Raw genomic sequence first — 15021 nt, forward strand, 5'->3', positions numbered from 1 at the left:
CAGCGCCCGCAGCCGCGGCAGCCGGCCCATCGCGAGCAGCCCGAGCAGCAGCGCCGCCAGCAGGAGCGCCCCACCGGTCCCGGCCGGCCACGGCACGGTCGCACCGGGCACGGCTGCGGCCCGGTCCCCGACCAGCACCAGCCAGTGCACGAACGGCCCGGCGAGCCGGGCACAGCACCAGGCCGCGTCCGGCGCGAGCGGGGACAGCACCGCGCCGAGCACACCCAGGACGGTCGCCGGGGCCACCGCCGGGGCGGCGAGCAGGTTCGCCACCACGCTCACCAGGCCGACATGCCCGTTCAACCCGGCGATCAGCGGTGCCGTCGCGAGCGCCGCCGCCACCGGCACGACCAGTGCCTCGGCCGGCCCGGTGGGCACCCCCCTCGCCTTGAGCGCCGCCGTCCAGCCGGGTCCGAGCAGGACCAGCGCACCGGTCGCGACGACCGACAGGGCGAACCCGGCGTCCACGGCGAGCGCCGGGTCGTACAGCAGCAGGCCGAGCACGGCGGCGGCCAGCGCGGGCACCGCGGACCGGGCCCGCCCGGCCGCGAGTGCGAGCAGCACCACGGCGCCCATGACCGCGGCCCGCAGCACCGACGGGGAGGGGCGGGCGAGCACGACGAACCCGATCAGTGCGAGCAGCGCCGCCGCGGCGGCGATCCGGGGGTCGGCGCGGAACGCGCGCAACAGGAGCAGGACCGCTCCGGTGACGATCGCGACGTTGGCCCCGCTGACGGCGACGAGGTGCGCGAGCCCGGCCGTGCGGAAGTCCTGCTCGGTCTCGGCGAGCTGGGCCCGGGTGTCACCGATCGCCAACCCCGGCAGGAGCCCGGCCGGTGCCTCGGCCAGCGCGGAGCGGGCCGCGTCCCGCAGCCCGTCGCGCAGCGATCCCGCTACGGTCTGCCACCACGGCGGCGAGGTGACGTCCTGCGGTGCGCCGCGCACGCGAAGCACCGCGACGGTGAGGTCGGGGCGCTGCGGCGGCGCGAGCAGGCCGGCGGCGGACACCTCCTGCCCGGGGAGCAGACCGGCCCACGCCTCGGCCGGTGCCAGCAGCAGGACCTTCCCGCCGGTCGTGTACCGGGTGTCCCCCGTCGTGGCCGCGACCAGCTCGGCCGGGACCAGCACGGTCGCCCGGGCCGCACCGGACTCGTCCCCGCCGCCGCGGGTGCGCAGCACCCGCGGGTCGTCGGTGAGCACCACCCGGATCTCCGCGGCGGCACCCCGGTCGGCCGGTGCCCGCAGCGGGTGCCCGGCGACCGCGGACGCGTGCCCGGTCACCAGCACCGCCGCCACCACGGCGCAGCCCCCGGCCGCCACGAGCGTCGACGCCGGCGCCGCGGCCCGGGCGCTGATCCGGGACCGCAGCAGCGCCGTGAGCACCGCGGTCGCCGCCAGCAGTGCGGCCGTGATCCCGCCGGCCGGTCCGCCGACGAGCCCGGCCAGCAGCGCGGCCCAGGTGGCGAGCGCGACCGGGACGAGCCGCAGGTCGGGCGGGGCGGGACGGTCGTCGTCCTCGTCGTCGCGGGCAGTCATACCGTCACCAGGGGCTGGAGCCGCGCGAACCGGCGTTCGCCGATGCCCTCGATCTCGCGCAGCTGCTCCACCCGGCTGAAGCGCCCGTTCGCCGTGCGCCAGTCGATGATCTTGGTGGCGGTGACCGGACCGACCCCGGGCAGCGCGTCGAGCTCCGCTGCGGTCGCGCTGTTGAGATCGACCTTGCCGCCGGTCGCCGGCCCGCCGGAGGCCGCGCCGCCACCGCTGCCGGTGCCGCTGCTGCCGGCCGCCGGGCCCGGCTCGGTGCCGGAGGCCGGTTCCCCGCCCGGTGCCGGGAGCACCGGGGCGGCGTCCGGGGCGGGCGGGACGCCGATCGCGATCTGCTCACCGTCACCGACCCGGCGCGCCAGGTTGAGCACCGCGAGATCGACCCCGGGCAGCGCCCCGCCGGCCGCACCGACGGCGTCGGCGACCCGCGCGCCGTCCGGGACCCGGACCAGCCCCGGCCGGGCGACCTTCCCGACGACGCTGACCACGAGCGGGCCCGTCGTCACCGGGGCCGCGGCCACCGGGTCGCCCGGCGCCGGCCCGCCGGCGGGCGACGGCCCCGCGGGGGCGGGCGCGGCCGTGACCGGCGGCAGCCCGGCCACCGGTTGCGCCGTCGGCCGGTTCGCCCACACGCCGACGCCCGCGACCACCGCGCCGACCAGCACCACCGCGACCAGCGCCAGCGCACCGGGGCGCCCCGGATCGACCCGGGCGCCGGCCAGCGACGGCGGCAGCCACCGCAGGGCGATCCGGCGTGCCCAGGACGGGCGGCCGCCGTGCGAGAGGTCGTCGCCGATCCCCGGCGCCGCGCGACCCGGCCCCGTGCGACCGCCACCGACCCCGTCGTGGCCATCCGGCCGCAGGACATCCGGACCGGTCCGACCGGCGGTGGCATCGTCTCCGGCGGCCGGCCACGGCGCGGCCGGACCGGTGCCGCGGCCACCCCGGGAACGGACCCCGGCGCCGCCCGGGACCGGAGGCGGTGGCAGCGGCACCGTCGGCGGGTCCAGCCGGCCGGGCGGCGGGGCCGGGCGCACCGGCACCACGACGCGCCCGTCCAGCCCGGCGAGCCGCCGGGCCGCGTCCCGGGTGCCGTCGGTCCTGGTCATGGCGTCGACGGTAGGGACGGACCGGCCCGCGGTCCCCGGCGATCCGCGCGCCTGTGGACGTACCGGCCGGTTGGGGACAGCCGGGCCGGCGGACGCTGCCGCGGCCCGGAACCGTCGGTGGAGTGTGCTACGAACCGGCGGGGACCACCACGACCCCGACCAGTCCCGGCCCGGCGTGTGCCCCGATCACGGCCCCGACCTCGGAGACGTGCAGCTCCGCGGCGTCGGGCAGCTGTTCCCGCAGCCGGTCGGCGATGTCCTCGGCCCGCTCCTCGGCCCCCAGGTGGTGCACGGCCAGCCGGGTGCCCGGCCCGCCGGACGCCGCGAGCGCCAGCGCGACCAGCCGATCCGTGGCCCGTGCCGCCGTCCGCACCTTCTCCAGCGGCGCGATCCGGCCCTCGGACAGATGCAGCACCGGCTTGATCGCCAGCGCCCCGCCGACCAGCGCGGACGCCGCCCCGATCCGCCCGCCGCGGCGCAGCCGTTCCAGGTCCTGGACGGCGAACAGCACCCGGCAGCGGGCCGCCACGGCGGCCGCGGCGGCAGCCGCCGTCGCCCCGTCCGCCCCGCTCTCGGTGACGTCGCAGGCGGTCAGCACCGCGAACCCGAGGCCCATGGCGATCGTCCGGGAGTCGACGACCCGGATCCGGTCCGGCGCGACCTCCTGCGCCGCGGCCCGGGCGGCCTCCCAGGTGCCGGACAGCTCCCCGGACAGGTGCACCGACACGATCTCCTCCGCGCCCGCGGCGAGGATCTCCCGGTAGGCCGCCGCGAACGACGCCGGGGCAGGCCGGGACGTCTGCACCAGCAGGTTGCGGTCGGCGAGCGCGGTGATCAGCTCCGCCGGGCTGACGTCCACGCCGTCCCGCGCGGTCCGCTCCCCGAGCCGCACCTCCAGCGGGACGACGTGCACACCGTGCTTGTCCGCCGCCCCCGGCGGGAGGTAGGCGGTGGAGTCGGTGACCACGGCGACCGGCGAGCTGGGCACGCCGGGACCCTACCCGTGCGGACGGGCCCGGAAGAGTGGCGCCAGCGCCTGCTGGGCGGCCCGGTAGCGCCCGTGCGCGTCGTCGAGCCGGCCGCGCACCCGCGGGTCGGGGACGAACTCGCGCTCCACCCGCACCATGCGGGCCACCAGCTCGCCCACGGAGTGCCCGGCGCCGGTCGCGAGGCCGGCGAGCAGCGCGGCTCCGAGCACCCCGGCGTCGCGCTCGGCGGTGCGGCGCAGCGGGCGGTCCAGGACGTCGGCCTTCACCTGGCACCACAGGTCGCTGCCGGCGCCGCCGCCGCACACGGCCAGCGCCGCCGCCGGGCGCCCCGCCGCGTCCTCCAGCGGCCCGAGGACGTGCCGCGCGGCGTGCGCGACGCCCTCCAGCACGGCCCGGGAGAGCTCGGCACGGCCGGTGCCGAACGTCGCACCCAGCCAGTGCCCGCGCAGCTCGGGATCCCACAGCGGTGCCCGCTCCCCCGCCAGCTGCGGCAGGAACAGCACGCCACCGGAGCCCGGGGCCGCGGTCGCGGCCAGCCCGAGCAGGTCCTCCACCCCGGCGCCGAGCGTGGCGGCGGCCCAGGTCAGGGCATCGCCGCCGGCCTGGGTGGGGCCTGCGTGCACGTGCAGGCCGCGCCAGGGCGGGAAGCTCACGACACCCGGCGCGCCACCGCCGGGCTCGGCGGCCATCGCGAGGACCTCCGAGGTCCCGGCGACGTCGATGGCGTCCCCGGCTGCGGCGATCCCGCCGCCGAGCAGCGCGGACCAGGCGTCCATGGTCCCCACGGCGACCGGCAGCCCGGCCGGGAGCCCGCCGGCGCCGGTGGTCTCGCCGGCGACCGCCGCCGGGTCGGCCAGCGGCGGCAGCAGGTCCCGCAGGCCGGGGACGAGCAGGTCGAGCCACTCCGGGTAGGTGCCGTCCGGGCCGACCAGCCCGACCGCCGACAGCGGGTCGGTGACGGCGGCGCCGGTCAGCCGGTGCAGCAGCCAGTCCTTGGGCGCGAGCAGCCGCCCGGTGCGTTCCCACACCTCGGGCCGGTGCCGGGCGAGCCACGCCGCGCGGGCGGCCGGGTGCGAGGCGTCGACGGTGCCGAGCCCGCCCCGCACCCGATCCCGGTCCTGCGGGGACAGCCCGTCGGTGAGGGTCGTGGCGACGGTGGCGCACCGGCCGTCCTGCCAGGTGATCGCCGGGTGCAGCGGCTCGCCCGCGACGTCGGTGACCAGGTGGGTGTTGACCTGCGAGCACACTCCGGCGGCGGCGAGGTCGCGGAGCGCCCCGGCGGCCGCGAGCTCCGCCACCGCGCCGGTCAGCCCGGCCCACCAGTCGGCGGGGTCCTGCTCGGCGTGCCCGGAAGCCGGCCGGTGGGTGGTGTGCCGGCGGGTCGCGGCGGCGACACGGGTGCCGTCCGGGGCGAACACCGCGACCTTCACCGAGGTCGTCCCGAGGTCGATGCCGAGCAGGTTCACGACGCGGCCCCGGGCCGGGCGAGCAGCGGTTCCAGCCGCTCGGCCAGCGCGTCGCCGACGGTTCGGTGCCCGGCCCAGCCCCAGTGCATGCCGTCCGGGTTGCCGTGCCCGCCGAGCACGTGGCCGGCGACGAGCGCGGGCACGTCCAGCAGCACGACGTCCGCCGCGGCAGCCGCCCAGGCCCGGATCGCCGCGTCGGTGGCGGCACGGTGCGGGTGGGCGAACCCGTAGTCCGCGGCCCGGTGCACCGACGGCAGCAGCGCCACGACGGGCAGCCCCGGCCGCAACGCGTGGATGCCGGCCCGGCACTGCTCCAGGTAGGCCACGGTGAGCCGGGACGGCAGGGTGGCCGGGCCACCGCCGGGGAGCCGGGCCTGTGCCTTGGACAGCACCGGCTGCGCCCGCCGGTACCCGGCCCGCACCGCCCGGCGCAGCGGTGCCGGCCGCAGCACCGGGATCAGCTCGCGCAGCGCGGTCGGCAGTGGCGAGGGCAGGGTGTCCATCCCGGACACGCCGAGCACGACCGCGTCCACCCGGGGCAGGGCCGCCCACACGCGGGGGTCGCCGGTGAGCGCCGACCAGGCGTGCCGCGCGGTCCAGCCGGCCCGGGCGACCAGCTCGGTGGTCCCGCCGAGCCGGGCCGCGGCGACGTTCGGCCAGAGCCGCGGCTCGTCGGCCGGGCAAGGGCGTTCGGGCCCGTGGAAGGCCAGCGAGTCGCCGAGGACCAGCAGGTCAGGCACCGATGTTGTACCCCGAGAGCCGCCAGCGCGGGTGGTCGTCGCGGCGGGCGACGATGGCCCACTTCGCGTTGCCCATCCCCCCGATCACCGGCCACGCCGACTCGGGGAGCGCGAGCAGGCCGCACACCATGCCGGCGATCATCCCGCCGTGCGCGACGAGCAGCACCGAGCGGTACTCGGGGTCGTCGGCGTACTCGGCGTCCAGCTCCTCGACGACCGGCAGTGCGCGCTTGACGACGTCCACACGGGACTCGCCGCCGGGCGGAGTCCACCGCGGGTCGGAGCGCCATGCCGCGATCGCGCCGGGCTGCTCGACCTCGATCTCGGCGACCGTGCGGCCCTGCCAGCTCCCGAGGTGGGTCTCGCGCAGGCGCTTGTCCACCGACAGCGGCAGCCCGGTCGCCTCGGCTACGGCGGACGCGGTGTCGTAGGCGCGGGTCAGGTCCGACGTGATGATCCGGTCGAACCGGGCCCCGGCGAGCAGCGGCGCCGCCGCGGCGGCCTGGGCGCGCCCCTCGTCGGTCAGCATCGTGTCCAGGTGGCCCTGCATCCGGTGGCCCGCGTTGAACTCGGTCTGGCCGTGCCGGAGCAGGGTGACGCGGCGCAGCGTCATTCGTCGTCCCCGGCCGGGGGCTGGCTGGCCGGCACCTCGATGGCCGGGCAGTCCTTCCACAGCCGGTCCAGACCGTAGAACCCGCGCTGGTCGGTGTGCATCACGTGCACGACGATGTCGGTGAAGTCGAGCAGCACCCAGCCGTTGTCGGCGTCACCCTCGCGCCGGGTCGGCTTGCTGCCGCGCTCCCGCAGCTTCTCCTCGACCGCCTCCACGATCGCCTGGACCTGGCGGTCGTTCTGCGCGGATGCCAGCATGAAGCAGTCGGTGATCACCAGCTGGTCGGACACGTCGAGAGCGACGATGTCGACGGCCTTCTTGTCCGCCGCGGCGGCGGCCGCCACCTTCGTCAACTCGATCGCGTCGGGTGATGCCGTCACTGCGCCTCACGTCTCCCGGTGTCCGTTCGCTTCGGACGACGGACTCGTCCGACCGCCGTACAGTGTGTCAGCCGCACCGCAGGGACTTGGGCGGCGGGCACCCCCCGGGTAGGTTCGACGATCACGGCGGACCGTCGAAGGAGACTCCCCATGGCCCTGGCCCCCGCTCTCGAGGGCACGCAGTGCGAGCCGGTCAACGTCGCGTGGGCGAGGGACGACGTGCTCCTCTACGCCGTCGCGGTCGGCGCGGGCGGCGAGGACCCGACGTCCGAGCTCGCGCTGACCACGGAGAACACCGAAGGCGTGCGGACGGCGGTGCTGCCCTCCTTCGCGGAGATCATCACCCGGCACGCGCGGGTCGATCTCGGCGACATCGACCGCGCGCGGCTGGTGCACGCCGAGCAGTCGTTCCGGCTGCCCGGCCCGCTCCCGGTGGAGGGACGGGCCCGGGTGACCTCCACCGTCACCGACGTGCTCGACAAGGGGTCCGGGGCACTCGTGCGCATCGAGGCCGAGGCCGTCGACGCCGAGACCGGGGCGCCACTCGCGTCCACGGTCCGGGCGCTGTTCATCGGCGGCGAGGGCGGCTTCGGCGGGCCGCGCGGGCCGTCCGCCGCCCCGTCCGCCCCCGACCGGGCGCCCGACCACGAGGTGACCTACCGGACCTCCCCCGGCCAGGCGTTGCTCTACCGGCTCACCGGGGACCGCAACCCGCTGCACTCGGACCCGGTGTTCGCGGCGAAGGGTGGCTTCGACCGGCCGGTCCTGCACGGCATGTGCACCTACGGGTTCACCACCCGGGCACTGGTCGCGACCGTGTGCGACGGCGATCCGGCCGGGCTCGTGGCGATGGACGCCCGCTTCACGAAGCCGGTGCTGCCCGGCCAGGCGCTGACCGTCTCGATCTGGCGGGACGGCTCGTCGGTCGCGTTCCGGACGGAGGCCGACGGAGTGGTCGTGCTCGACCGGGGGACGGCCGAGCTGGCCGGCTGAAGCGGGCGGGCAGGACCGGCTGAGCCGGTCAGCCGCGGCGCGGGCGCAGCACGTAGGCGGTGTAGCCGTACTCCCGGCCGAACTCCTCGCGCACCGCGATCTCGCGGCCCACCTCGTCCAGCACGGCCGGGTCGACGCCGTCCTCCCGCAGGAGCGCGATCCGGCCGGCCAGCGGGCGGTAGTAGGCGTCCCAGTCGGAGTCCGGCAGCAGGTAGACCGCCTGCACGGTGTACCCGGCGCCCTGTGCGGCGGCGACGTTCTCGGCCGTGGTGCGCATCGCCGGGTAGGCGGAATCCCAGAACGCCCGGGCGCCCGGTGACGGGTCGGTCGTCGTCCACTCCGCCTCGGTGAGCACGAGCGCGCCGCCGGGGGCCAGCAGGCGCCGCCAGGACTCCAGCGCCGCGTCGAACCCCATGATGTAGGCGGCCCCCTCGGACCAGACCAGATCGGCCTCCCCGGCGGGCAGCGGCAGGTCGTCCATCGACGCCACGGTCGGCCGGACGCGCTCGCCCAGCCCGGACGTCGCGGCGCGGGCCTGCAGCCGCCGCAGGTACGGCTCGTGCCGGTCGACGGCGATGACCTCGCCGCCGGTCGCGGCGGCCAGCGGCAGCGTCGCCGGCCCGGTGCCGCAGCCGATGTCGACGATCCGGGGCGCCTCCGGGAGGTCCCCGACCAGGCGCAGCAGCAGCGCCGTCGTCTCCTCGGAACCCGGCGCCTCGCGGGGAAGGTCCTCGTGCGCGGCGCGGAACGCCAGCTCCAGGGGTGTGCTCACGGGCGGATGATGCCGGGCGCGGGCTGGTTCCGCGAGCCCACCACATCGTTTGCGCGCGAGGCCCCGCGGCGGCACGGCCGCTCGCGGGGCCCTGCGGGCTCGTCAGCGGCGGTCACCGCGCTGAGCGGTCACGGGGTGATGACCACCTTCAGCGCCTGGTTCGCGGCCGCGTTCTTGAACACGTCGTAGGCCTCGTCCATCTGGTCGAACGTGAACGAGTGGGTGCCCATCTTCTCGGCCGGGATCCGCCCGCTCGCGACCATCGTCAGCAGCGTCGGGATCGAGACGGTGTCCACCAGGCCCATCGTCAGCGTCACGTTCGAGATCCACATGTCCTGCATGGGCAGCTCGACCGGGGTGCCGTGCACGCCGACGTTGGCGATCGTGCCACCGGGCCGGACCAGCGACGCCGCGGTCAGGAGCGTCTCCGGGTAGCCGACCGCCTCGATCGCGACGTCCACGCCGAGGCCGTCGGTCAGCGCCGTCACGTCACCCACCGTGCCAGGGCCGACCTCGACCGCGTCGGTCGCGCCGAACTCCAGCGCCTTCTCCAGCCGGAACTTGTTGGAGTCGATCGCGATCACCCTCGATGCGCCCCACAGGCCGGTGGTCAGCACCGCGGACAGCCCGACCGCCCCGGCACCGACGACGGCGACGGTGTCCCCCGGCCGGACCCGCCCGGCGAGCACTCCCACCTCGTAGCCGGTCGGCAGCGAGTCGGCCAGGAAGATCGCCTGCTCGTCGCCGACGCCCTCGGGCACCGCGTAGAGGGAGGTGTCGGCGTAGGGCACCCGCACGAACTCGGCCTGGGTCCCGTCGATGAGGTGGCCGAAGATCCAGCCGATCCCACCGACGGTCTGGCAGTGCGAGGGCATTCCGCGCTGGCAGTAGGCACACCGACCGCACTTCGTGATGGCCGGGACGAGCACGCGGTCGCCGACCGAGAACCCGCTGACCGCGGCCCCGACCTCGGTGACCGTGCCGACCGCCTCGTGACCGAGGATCCGTCCGTCGGTGACGGCGGGTACGTCCCCCTGCAGGATGTGCAGGTCGGTGCCGCAGATCGTGGTGGTCTCGACCTTGACGACGACGTCGGTCGGGTCCTGGAGGGTGGCGTCCGGCACCTCCTCCCACGACTTGCTGTCCGGGCCGTGGTAGACGAGCGCCTTCATCCGGTGCCTCCGTGGTCGCAGGATCGTGCTGTGGCGCTGACCGACGCTAGTGACCCGTGACACAGTCGGGTGTCGCGTTATGAGACGGTCCGTCGCCGGCCGCGCCGGTCCCGATCGCCGGGTGTCCCGTCCGCGGGACAGTTCAGCCGATGTAGCTGATCCCGAACGCGTCGATCTTGCGGTAGAGCGAGGACCGCGCGATACCGAGCATCTCCGCTGCCTTGTACCGGTTCCCCCGGGACTCGTAGAGCGCCTGGATGATCGCGTCGCACTGGGCGGCCTCGAGCATCGACATCCTCGGGGCCCGGGCCGCGAAGCAGGACACCGGAAGATCCGGTGCCTGGATCACGCCGACCGGCTTGCGGGCGACGACGTAGCGCAGCACGTCCTCGAGCTCGCGGACGTTGCCCGGCCACGCGTATCCCTCCAGCACCCGTACGACCTGCAACGACATCCGCAGCGACCGCCCGCCCGACAGCGAGTGCAGGATCGACAGCGCGATCCCGCCGAGCTCGTCGGCGCGATAGCGCAGTGCCGGGACGCGGACGGTCTCGTGGAAGTGCCGCAGCAGCAACCCGTAGGGACGGGTCGCGTCGACCGAGGAGGAGTCGACGCACCCGATGACCACGAGCGCATCGGGCACGGCGACCAGCGTCCGCAGCGACTCGTCGAGCCTGCGCGCCGCCACCGGGCCGAGCAGGTTCATCTGGTGCAGCACCAGCAGGTAGGGCCGGCTGCCCCGCTCCCGGCGGACCCGGGCGAGGGCGTCCGGACCGTCCGCCCCGATCGCCGAGCAGTCGACGACCCGGACCCGGCCGTCCGGGTGCGCGCGGCGGAACTGCTCCACGGCGAGGGTCCGCTTCCCGGCCCCGGTCTCCCCGATCAGCAGCTGGTGCCGGCCCTGGCCGACCGCGGCCGCGACCTCCTGGCGGGCCCGGAGGTACGGGCTGAGCAGCTCCCGGTTGGCCCGCCGGCGGGCCTCGGCGTGCGCCCGCGTGCCGGCGGTGCGCAGGTCGGCCGCGTAGTCCCGCCGTGCGGTGGGCGCCACGTGCGAGCCCTGGCGGCGGACCGCCTCGGGCACGGTCACCGTCCGCGACTCGACGACCGGCCCACCGGCGACCACGCACCCGCCACCGGGCACGGGCTCGACCGTCACCTCCGCGCACCGGCCCGACGGCAGGTCGACGTGCCGGCTCGCGCCCTCGGCCAGGACGGCCCCGGCGAGCACCAGATCGCCGAGTGTCCGCTGGTCCTCCGCCGGGAGCCGGCGCACTCCCGGCGAGGTCAGCAGGAACGCCCCGTCGGTGGCGAGCACCCAGGCGTGCCCGTCGGCCAGCGCGAACCGCTGGTGGACCGCCCGCGCGGTGCGGTGCCGGCGGTCGCGGACGAGCCCACCGATGTCCGCGGCCAACCGCCGGGCGACGGCGAGGCCCATCTCCCCGGGGGGCTCGGCGACGTGCCCGAGGACGACGACGGCGTCGGCCGGGCCGCCGTCCTCCCGCGGGACGACGGCGGCGGCCTCGGCGAGCCACGTCAGGTCCGGGTGCAGGTGCTCCGGCCCGTCGACCCTGGCCGCCCCGCCGACGTGGGGGGCGAGCATCGCCGCGGTGGTCCCGACGTCGGTCTCGTCGTGCCGGAACCCGGGGGCCAGCAGGACGCCGTCGAGCAGCCCGGCCAGGCCGTCGTCACCGTCGCGCCGGACGCGGACGACGCCGTCCTCCCCGACCAGTGCGAGCGTGCACCGCAGGTGCGAGGCGAGCCGGAAGAAGCCGGTGAACGTCTCACCGGCCTCGGCGACCGCGGAGCCGGCCGGCTCGTGACCGACGAAGGCCGGTCTCCCGGTCCGGGACCGCTCCCACGACGCGTGGATCTCGGAGCGGACGGCGGCCGGTACCGGGTCGAGCCGGCCGTCGCGCAGGAACCGGCGCCGCGCGGACTCGACCGCGACCAGATCCATCGCCGTCGTCACGCCTGGGTGCCGAGCGGTTCCAGGTACCGGTCGACGTGGTCGATGCAGGTCGGAGCGACACCGAACAGCGCGAGGTGCCCGCACAGGTCGCTCTCGATCACCATCGCTCCTCGTTCCTCCGCCACCACCGGGATTCACGCCGACTCTCCCCGGAGGTGACGCCGGACACAAGGATCAACGCTGCGCGTCGGTCAGCTCCACAGCACCGTCAGGGCGAGCATGACCGCCACGATCAGGCAGCCCAGCACCACGAGGGCCAGCCAGGCCCCGGTCGCGGGTGCCGCGCCCTGCCCGGCGACGCGGGCGGACTCCGCCCGGCGCAGCTCTTCGATCCCGGCGCGGTCCAGGATCGGGACGGTGTGGTCGTCCGGGTTGACGTTCATGCCAATTCAACGCGCGACGGCGACGGGAGCCACCGAGGTCCAGCCCCTCGGGTGCCCTCTGCAAGATCGATGTCGCCGGCCGTGTCAGCTCGCCCCGATCAGGCGATGGATCATCCGTCCGTGGACCGTCATCGCGTCACCCTCTGTCCTCGGCGGATCCGCAGCAGGACCCAACCGACCGCGCCGGTGACGATCCCGACCACGAGCCCGGTCAGCAGGCTGCTGCCGAACGCGAACGCCCGCAGCACGATCGCCTCGGCCGTCGGCGACAGCGCGCCGGCCAGGGTTCCGCCCAGCCGCGGCGGGGAATCGAATGCCCACGGCCACAGCAGCTGATGCGTGACGCCGACCAGCACGCCGTAGATCAGCCCGACGACCACGAGGGTCGTGAACGGCTGCGGGACTCCTCGCCACACGACGACCACCAGCCAGACCGCGATCGGCACGAACACGAGTAGCGCGTTCGTCACGCCCCCGACCGGTCCCAGGTCGTGCGCCACCACGCGAGGCACGCCCAGCGCCGCGAGCCCGACCATCACCGCCGGTGACAGCCCGAACCGACCACCTTCACCGTCGCCCACCGTCTCCCCTTCACATCCCTGCTCACGGGTGGTCGCCGTGATGCCGGTACACCGGCTGCCGCGTCAGCGCGCCGCGGGGTCACCGCGCCGCCGGGTCGGTATCCGGAGCCGGCAGATGACCTCAGAGGCTTGCGGCGAGCGGTCGGTTGGCGCGCCGAACGGCCGGGAGAGTGTCGTGGCCAAGCGCTAGAATTCGAACATGCGAGCGAACTCGAGCGAGGACGGGGACCCGGTCACGGCCGCGCTGTTGGCGATGCTCGACCAGCTGTCCACGCTCGCCGACACCGACACCGACACCGACCCCACCGGCGGGGTGACCGCCGCGACCCGGATCGACCGGATCGCGCTGCTGGAAAAGCTCCGTGGCGCGGTCGCGGCCGCCCAGCACACCGAGGCGATCGGGTTCGCCCGCGCCCAGGTCGAGGACACGATCGCCCGCGGCGACATTCACCCCAGCAGGGTGCAGCGCGGGATCGCCGACCAGATCGCCCTCGCTTCTCGCATCTCGCCCACCGCGGGGTCGCGGCGGTTGAACACCGCCCGCATCTTGCGCGCCGACCTGCCCGGCGTGCGCGGGCTGCTCGTGCAGGGCCGGGTCTCCGAAGACCTGGCTGCCCAGGTGGTGTCGGAGATCCGGCACCTGTCGCCGGAGCTGCGCCGGCAGGTGGACGCCCAGATCGTCGCCGCCCGGGTCGAGGACCTGAATCCGCGCCAGGCCGCGTTGAAGGTCCGCGACCTGGCCTACCAGGCGGACAAGGCCGCTTATGTCCAGCGGGGTCGCACCGCCCGTAAGGACCGCCGGGTCACCCTGCGGCCGGCCCCGGACACCATGGCCGTGCTCTCCGCCCTGGTGCCGGTCGAGCAAGGCGTGGCCGCGCTGGCGGCGTTGCGCCGGCACGCCGATGCCACGGTCGGGGTCGGCGACGAACCGCGTAACCGGGACCAGGTGATGGCCGACACCCTGGTCGAACGCCTCACCGGCCAAGCCGAAGCCGCTGATGTGAACGTCGAGGTCGGCATCGTCATCCCGGTCGACGCCCTGATCGACCCCCGCTCCCCGGCCACCGCCCAGGTGGTCGGGCACGGCCCGATCCCGGCCTGCCTCGCCCGCGAGGTCCTGGCCGGCACCAAAGGCCGCCGCTGGTGGCGACGCCTGTTCACCCAACCGGCCGGCGGCCCGCTGATCGGCACCGACCCCCGGCGCCGCTACTTCGACGGCGTGCTCGCCGCGTTGATCCGGATCCGGGACGACGACCGCTGCCGGGATCCCTACTGCGGGGCACCGTGCCGCAACATCGACCACATCCACCCCGACGCCCAGGGCGGACCCACCAGCTACACCAACGGCCGCGGCACCTGCGTACGCGGCAACCAGGTCAAGGAACTGCCCGGCTGGACCGCCGAGGTCGTCCACGACGGGCTCGGCGACCAGCCGCACACCGTGCGGACCACCACCCCGACCGGGCACACCTACACCAGCCGCGCCGGACCCTGAACGATCAGACCCCCTCGGCCCGGGTGAGCACCAGCGGTCCGTACTCGGTGATGGCGATGGTGTGCTCGGAATGGGTGGTCCGCGATCCGTCGGCCGAGCGGATCGTCCACCCGTCGGGGTCGAATCGGATCCGGTCGGTGCCGCGCGCGAACCACGGCTCGAGGGCGAGTGTCAGGCCGGGCTGCAGCCGGAGGCCGCGCCCCGGACGTCCACGGTTGGGAACGTGCGGGTCCTCGTGCATCGTGCGCCCGAGCCCGTGCCCGCCGAACTCGAGGTTCACCGGGTAGCCGTGCTGCGCAGCGACAGCACCGATCGCCGCCGAGATGTCACCGAGCCGGTTGCCGGGCTGCGCCGCGGCGATACCGGCGTCGAGAGCCTCCTCGCTCGCACGCACCAGGCGCAGGTCCTCCGTATCCGGCGTCCCGACGATCACCGTGACCGCGGAGTCGGCCACCCAGCCGTCGATACCCACGGCCAGGTCCATGCTCAGGACGTCACCGTCGCGCAGCGCGTAGTCGTGCGGCAGGCCGTGCAGGACCGCATCGTTGACCGAGAGGCAGACGACGTTGCGGAAGGCGCCCCGCCCGAAGGACGGCGCGTAGTCCCAGTAGCACGAGTCGGCCCCGCGGTCGCGGATCATCCGCCGGGCATGCCGTTCGAGGTCGAGCAGGTTGATCCCCACCTGTGCACGGGCCGCCAGCTCGGACAGCACCTGGGCCACGAACCGGCCTGCGACGTGCATCCGCTCGATCTCGGCGGGGGTCTTGAGCTCGATCACGACACACTCCTGGGCGGGATACTTATACCGGTATTA

At 75.7% G+C, this 15021-nt stretch carries 14 protein-coding genes and 1 pseudogene; 2 read left to right on the plus strand and 13 right to left on the minus strand.

The features are described from left to right. Positions 1–84: 84 nt before the first annotated feature. From H7X46_RS29890 to rsfS, 7 genes and pseudogenes are all read right to left on the minus strand, one after another. Positions 85–1536: pseudogene (locus tag H7X46_RS29890) on the minus strand (ComEC/Rec2 family competence protein); the annotation flags it as partial. Continuing rightward, positions 1533–2654 (minus strand): helix-hairpin-helix domain-containing protein, encoded by a 1122-nt coding sequence (locus H7X46_RS19430; protein WP_186360756.1) that lies wholly within the window; start codon positions 2652–2654, stop codon positions 1533–1535. The gene H7X46_RS19430 and the pseudogene H7X46_RS29890, both read right to left, overlap by 4 nt. A gap of 127 nt (positions 2655–2781) precedes the next feature. After that, positions 2782–3642, minus strand: coding sequence for a DegV family protein (locus tag H7X46_RS19435; RefSeq protein WP_186360757.1), 861 nt, complete (start codon positions 3640–3642; stop codon positions 2782–2784). A gap of 9 nt (positions 3643–3651) precedes the next feature. Beyond that, complete coding sequence (locus H7X46_RS19440; RefSeq protein WP_186360758.1) at positions 3652–5109, minus strand: FGGY family carbohydrate kinase; 1458 nt, start codon at positions 5107–5109, stop codon at positions 3652–3654. After that, positions 5106–5849 (minus strand): diglucosylglycerate octanoyltransferase, encoded by a 744-nt coding sequence (octT, locus tag H7X46_RS19445; protein WP_186360759.1) that lies wholly within the window; start codon positions 5847–5849, stop codon positions 5106–5108. The genes H7X46_RS19440 and octT overlap by 4 nt, the downstream gene beginning before the upstream one ends. Beyond that, positions 5842–6462 carry a histidine phosphatase family protein gene (locus H7X46_RS19450; RefSeq protein ID WP_186360760.1) on the minus strand — a complete coding sequence of 207 codons (621 nt, stop codon included), beginning with the start codon at positions 6460–6462 and terminating at the stop codon, positions 5842–5844. The genes octT and H7X46_RS19450 overlap by 8 nt, the downstream gene beginning before the upstream one ends. Next, positions 6459–6842, minus strand: coding sequence for a ribosome silencing factor (rsfS, locus tag H7X46_RS19455; protein WP_186360761.1), 384 nt, complete (start codon positions 6840–6842; stop codon positions 6459–6461). The genes H7X46_RS19450 and rsfS overlap by 4 nt, the downstream gene beginning before the upstream one ends. A 150-nt stretch (positions 6843–6992) precedes the next feature. Between rsfS and H7X46_RS19460 the strand changes: the two genes are divergently transcribed. Next, the gene (locus H7X46_RS19460) at positions 6993–7835 is read left to right on the plus strand and encodes a MaoC family dehydratase (protein ID WP_186360762.1); all 843 of its coding nucleotides are present in this window, start codon (positions 6993–6995) and stop codon (positions 7833–7835) included. 28 nt (positions 7836–7863) lie between these two features. Here the strand turns inward: H7X46_RS19460 and H7X46_RS19465 are convergent, their stop codons facing one another. From H7X46_RS19465 to H7X46_RS19485, 5 genes are all read right to left on the minus strand, one after another. After that, positions 7864–8607: a class I SAM-dependent methyltransferase gene (locus H7X46_RS19465; protein WP_186360763.1), complete on the minus strand. Its 744-nt coding sequence runs from the start codon at positions 8605–8607 to the stop codon at positions 7864–7866. A gap of 128 nt (positions 8608–8735) precedes the next feature. After that, positions 8736–9779 (minus strand): alcohol dehydrogenase catalytic domain-containing protein, encoded by a 1044-nt coding sequence (locus tag H7X46_RS19470; RefSeq protein WP_186360764.1) that lies wholly within the window; start codon positions 9777–9779, stop codon positions 8736–8738. A gap of 142 nt (positions 9780–9921) precedes the next feature. Further along, positions 9922–11736, minus strand: a complete 1815-nt coding sequence (locus tag H7X46_RS19475; RefSeq protein WP_186360765.1) for a helix-turn-helix domain-containing protein — start codon at positions 11734–11736, stop codon at positions 9922–9924. Positions 11737–11939: 203 nt separating this feature from the next. Further along, complete coding sequence (locus H7X46_RS19480) at positions 11940–12131, minus strand: hypothetical protein (protein WP_186360766.1); 192 nt, start codon at positions 12129–12131, stop codon at positions 11940–11942. Positions 12132–12259: 128 nt separating this feature from the next. Beyond that, a complete protein-coding gene (locus H7X46_RS19485; protein WP_370588862.1) occupies positions 12260–12712 on the minus strand; it encodes a hypothetical protein in 453 nt (150 codons plus the stop codon). A 199-nt stretch (positions 12713–12911) separates the two neighbouring features. Between H7X46_RS19485 and H7X46_RS19490 the strand changes: the two genes are divergently transcribed. Beyond that, positions 12912–14207, plus strand: a complete 1296-nt coding sequence (locus H7X46_RS19490; protein ID WP_186360767.1) for a DUF222 domain-containing protein — start codon at positions 12912–12914, stop codon at positions 14205–14207. A 4-nt stretch (positions 14208–14211) separates the two neighbouring features. On the opposite strand, the gene map is transcribed toward H7X46_RS19490, so the two are convergent. Next, complete coding sequence (map, locus tag H7X46_RS19495; protein ID WP_186360768.1) at positions 14212–14985, minus strand: type I methionyl aminopeptidase; 774 nt, start codon at positions 14983–14985, stop codon at positions 14212–14214. Between the last annotated feature and the right edge of the window lie 36 nt (positions 14986–15021).

Source organism: Pseudonocardia sp. C8, assembly GCF_014267175.1.
GTDB lineage: Bacteria > Actinomycetota > Actinomycetes > Mycobacteriales > Pseudonocardiaceae > Pseudonocardia.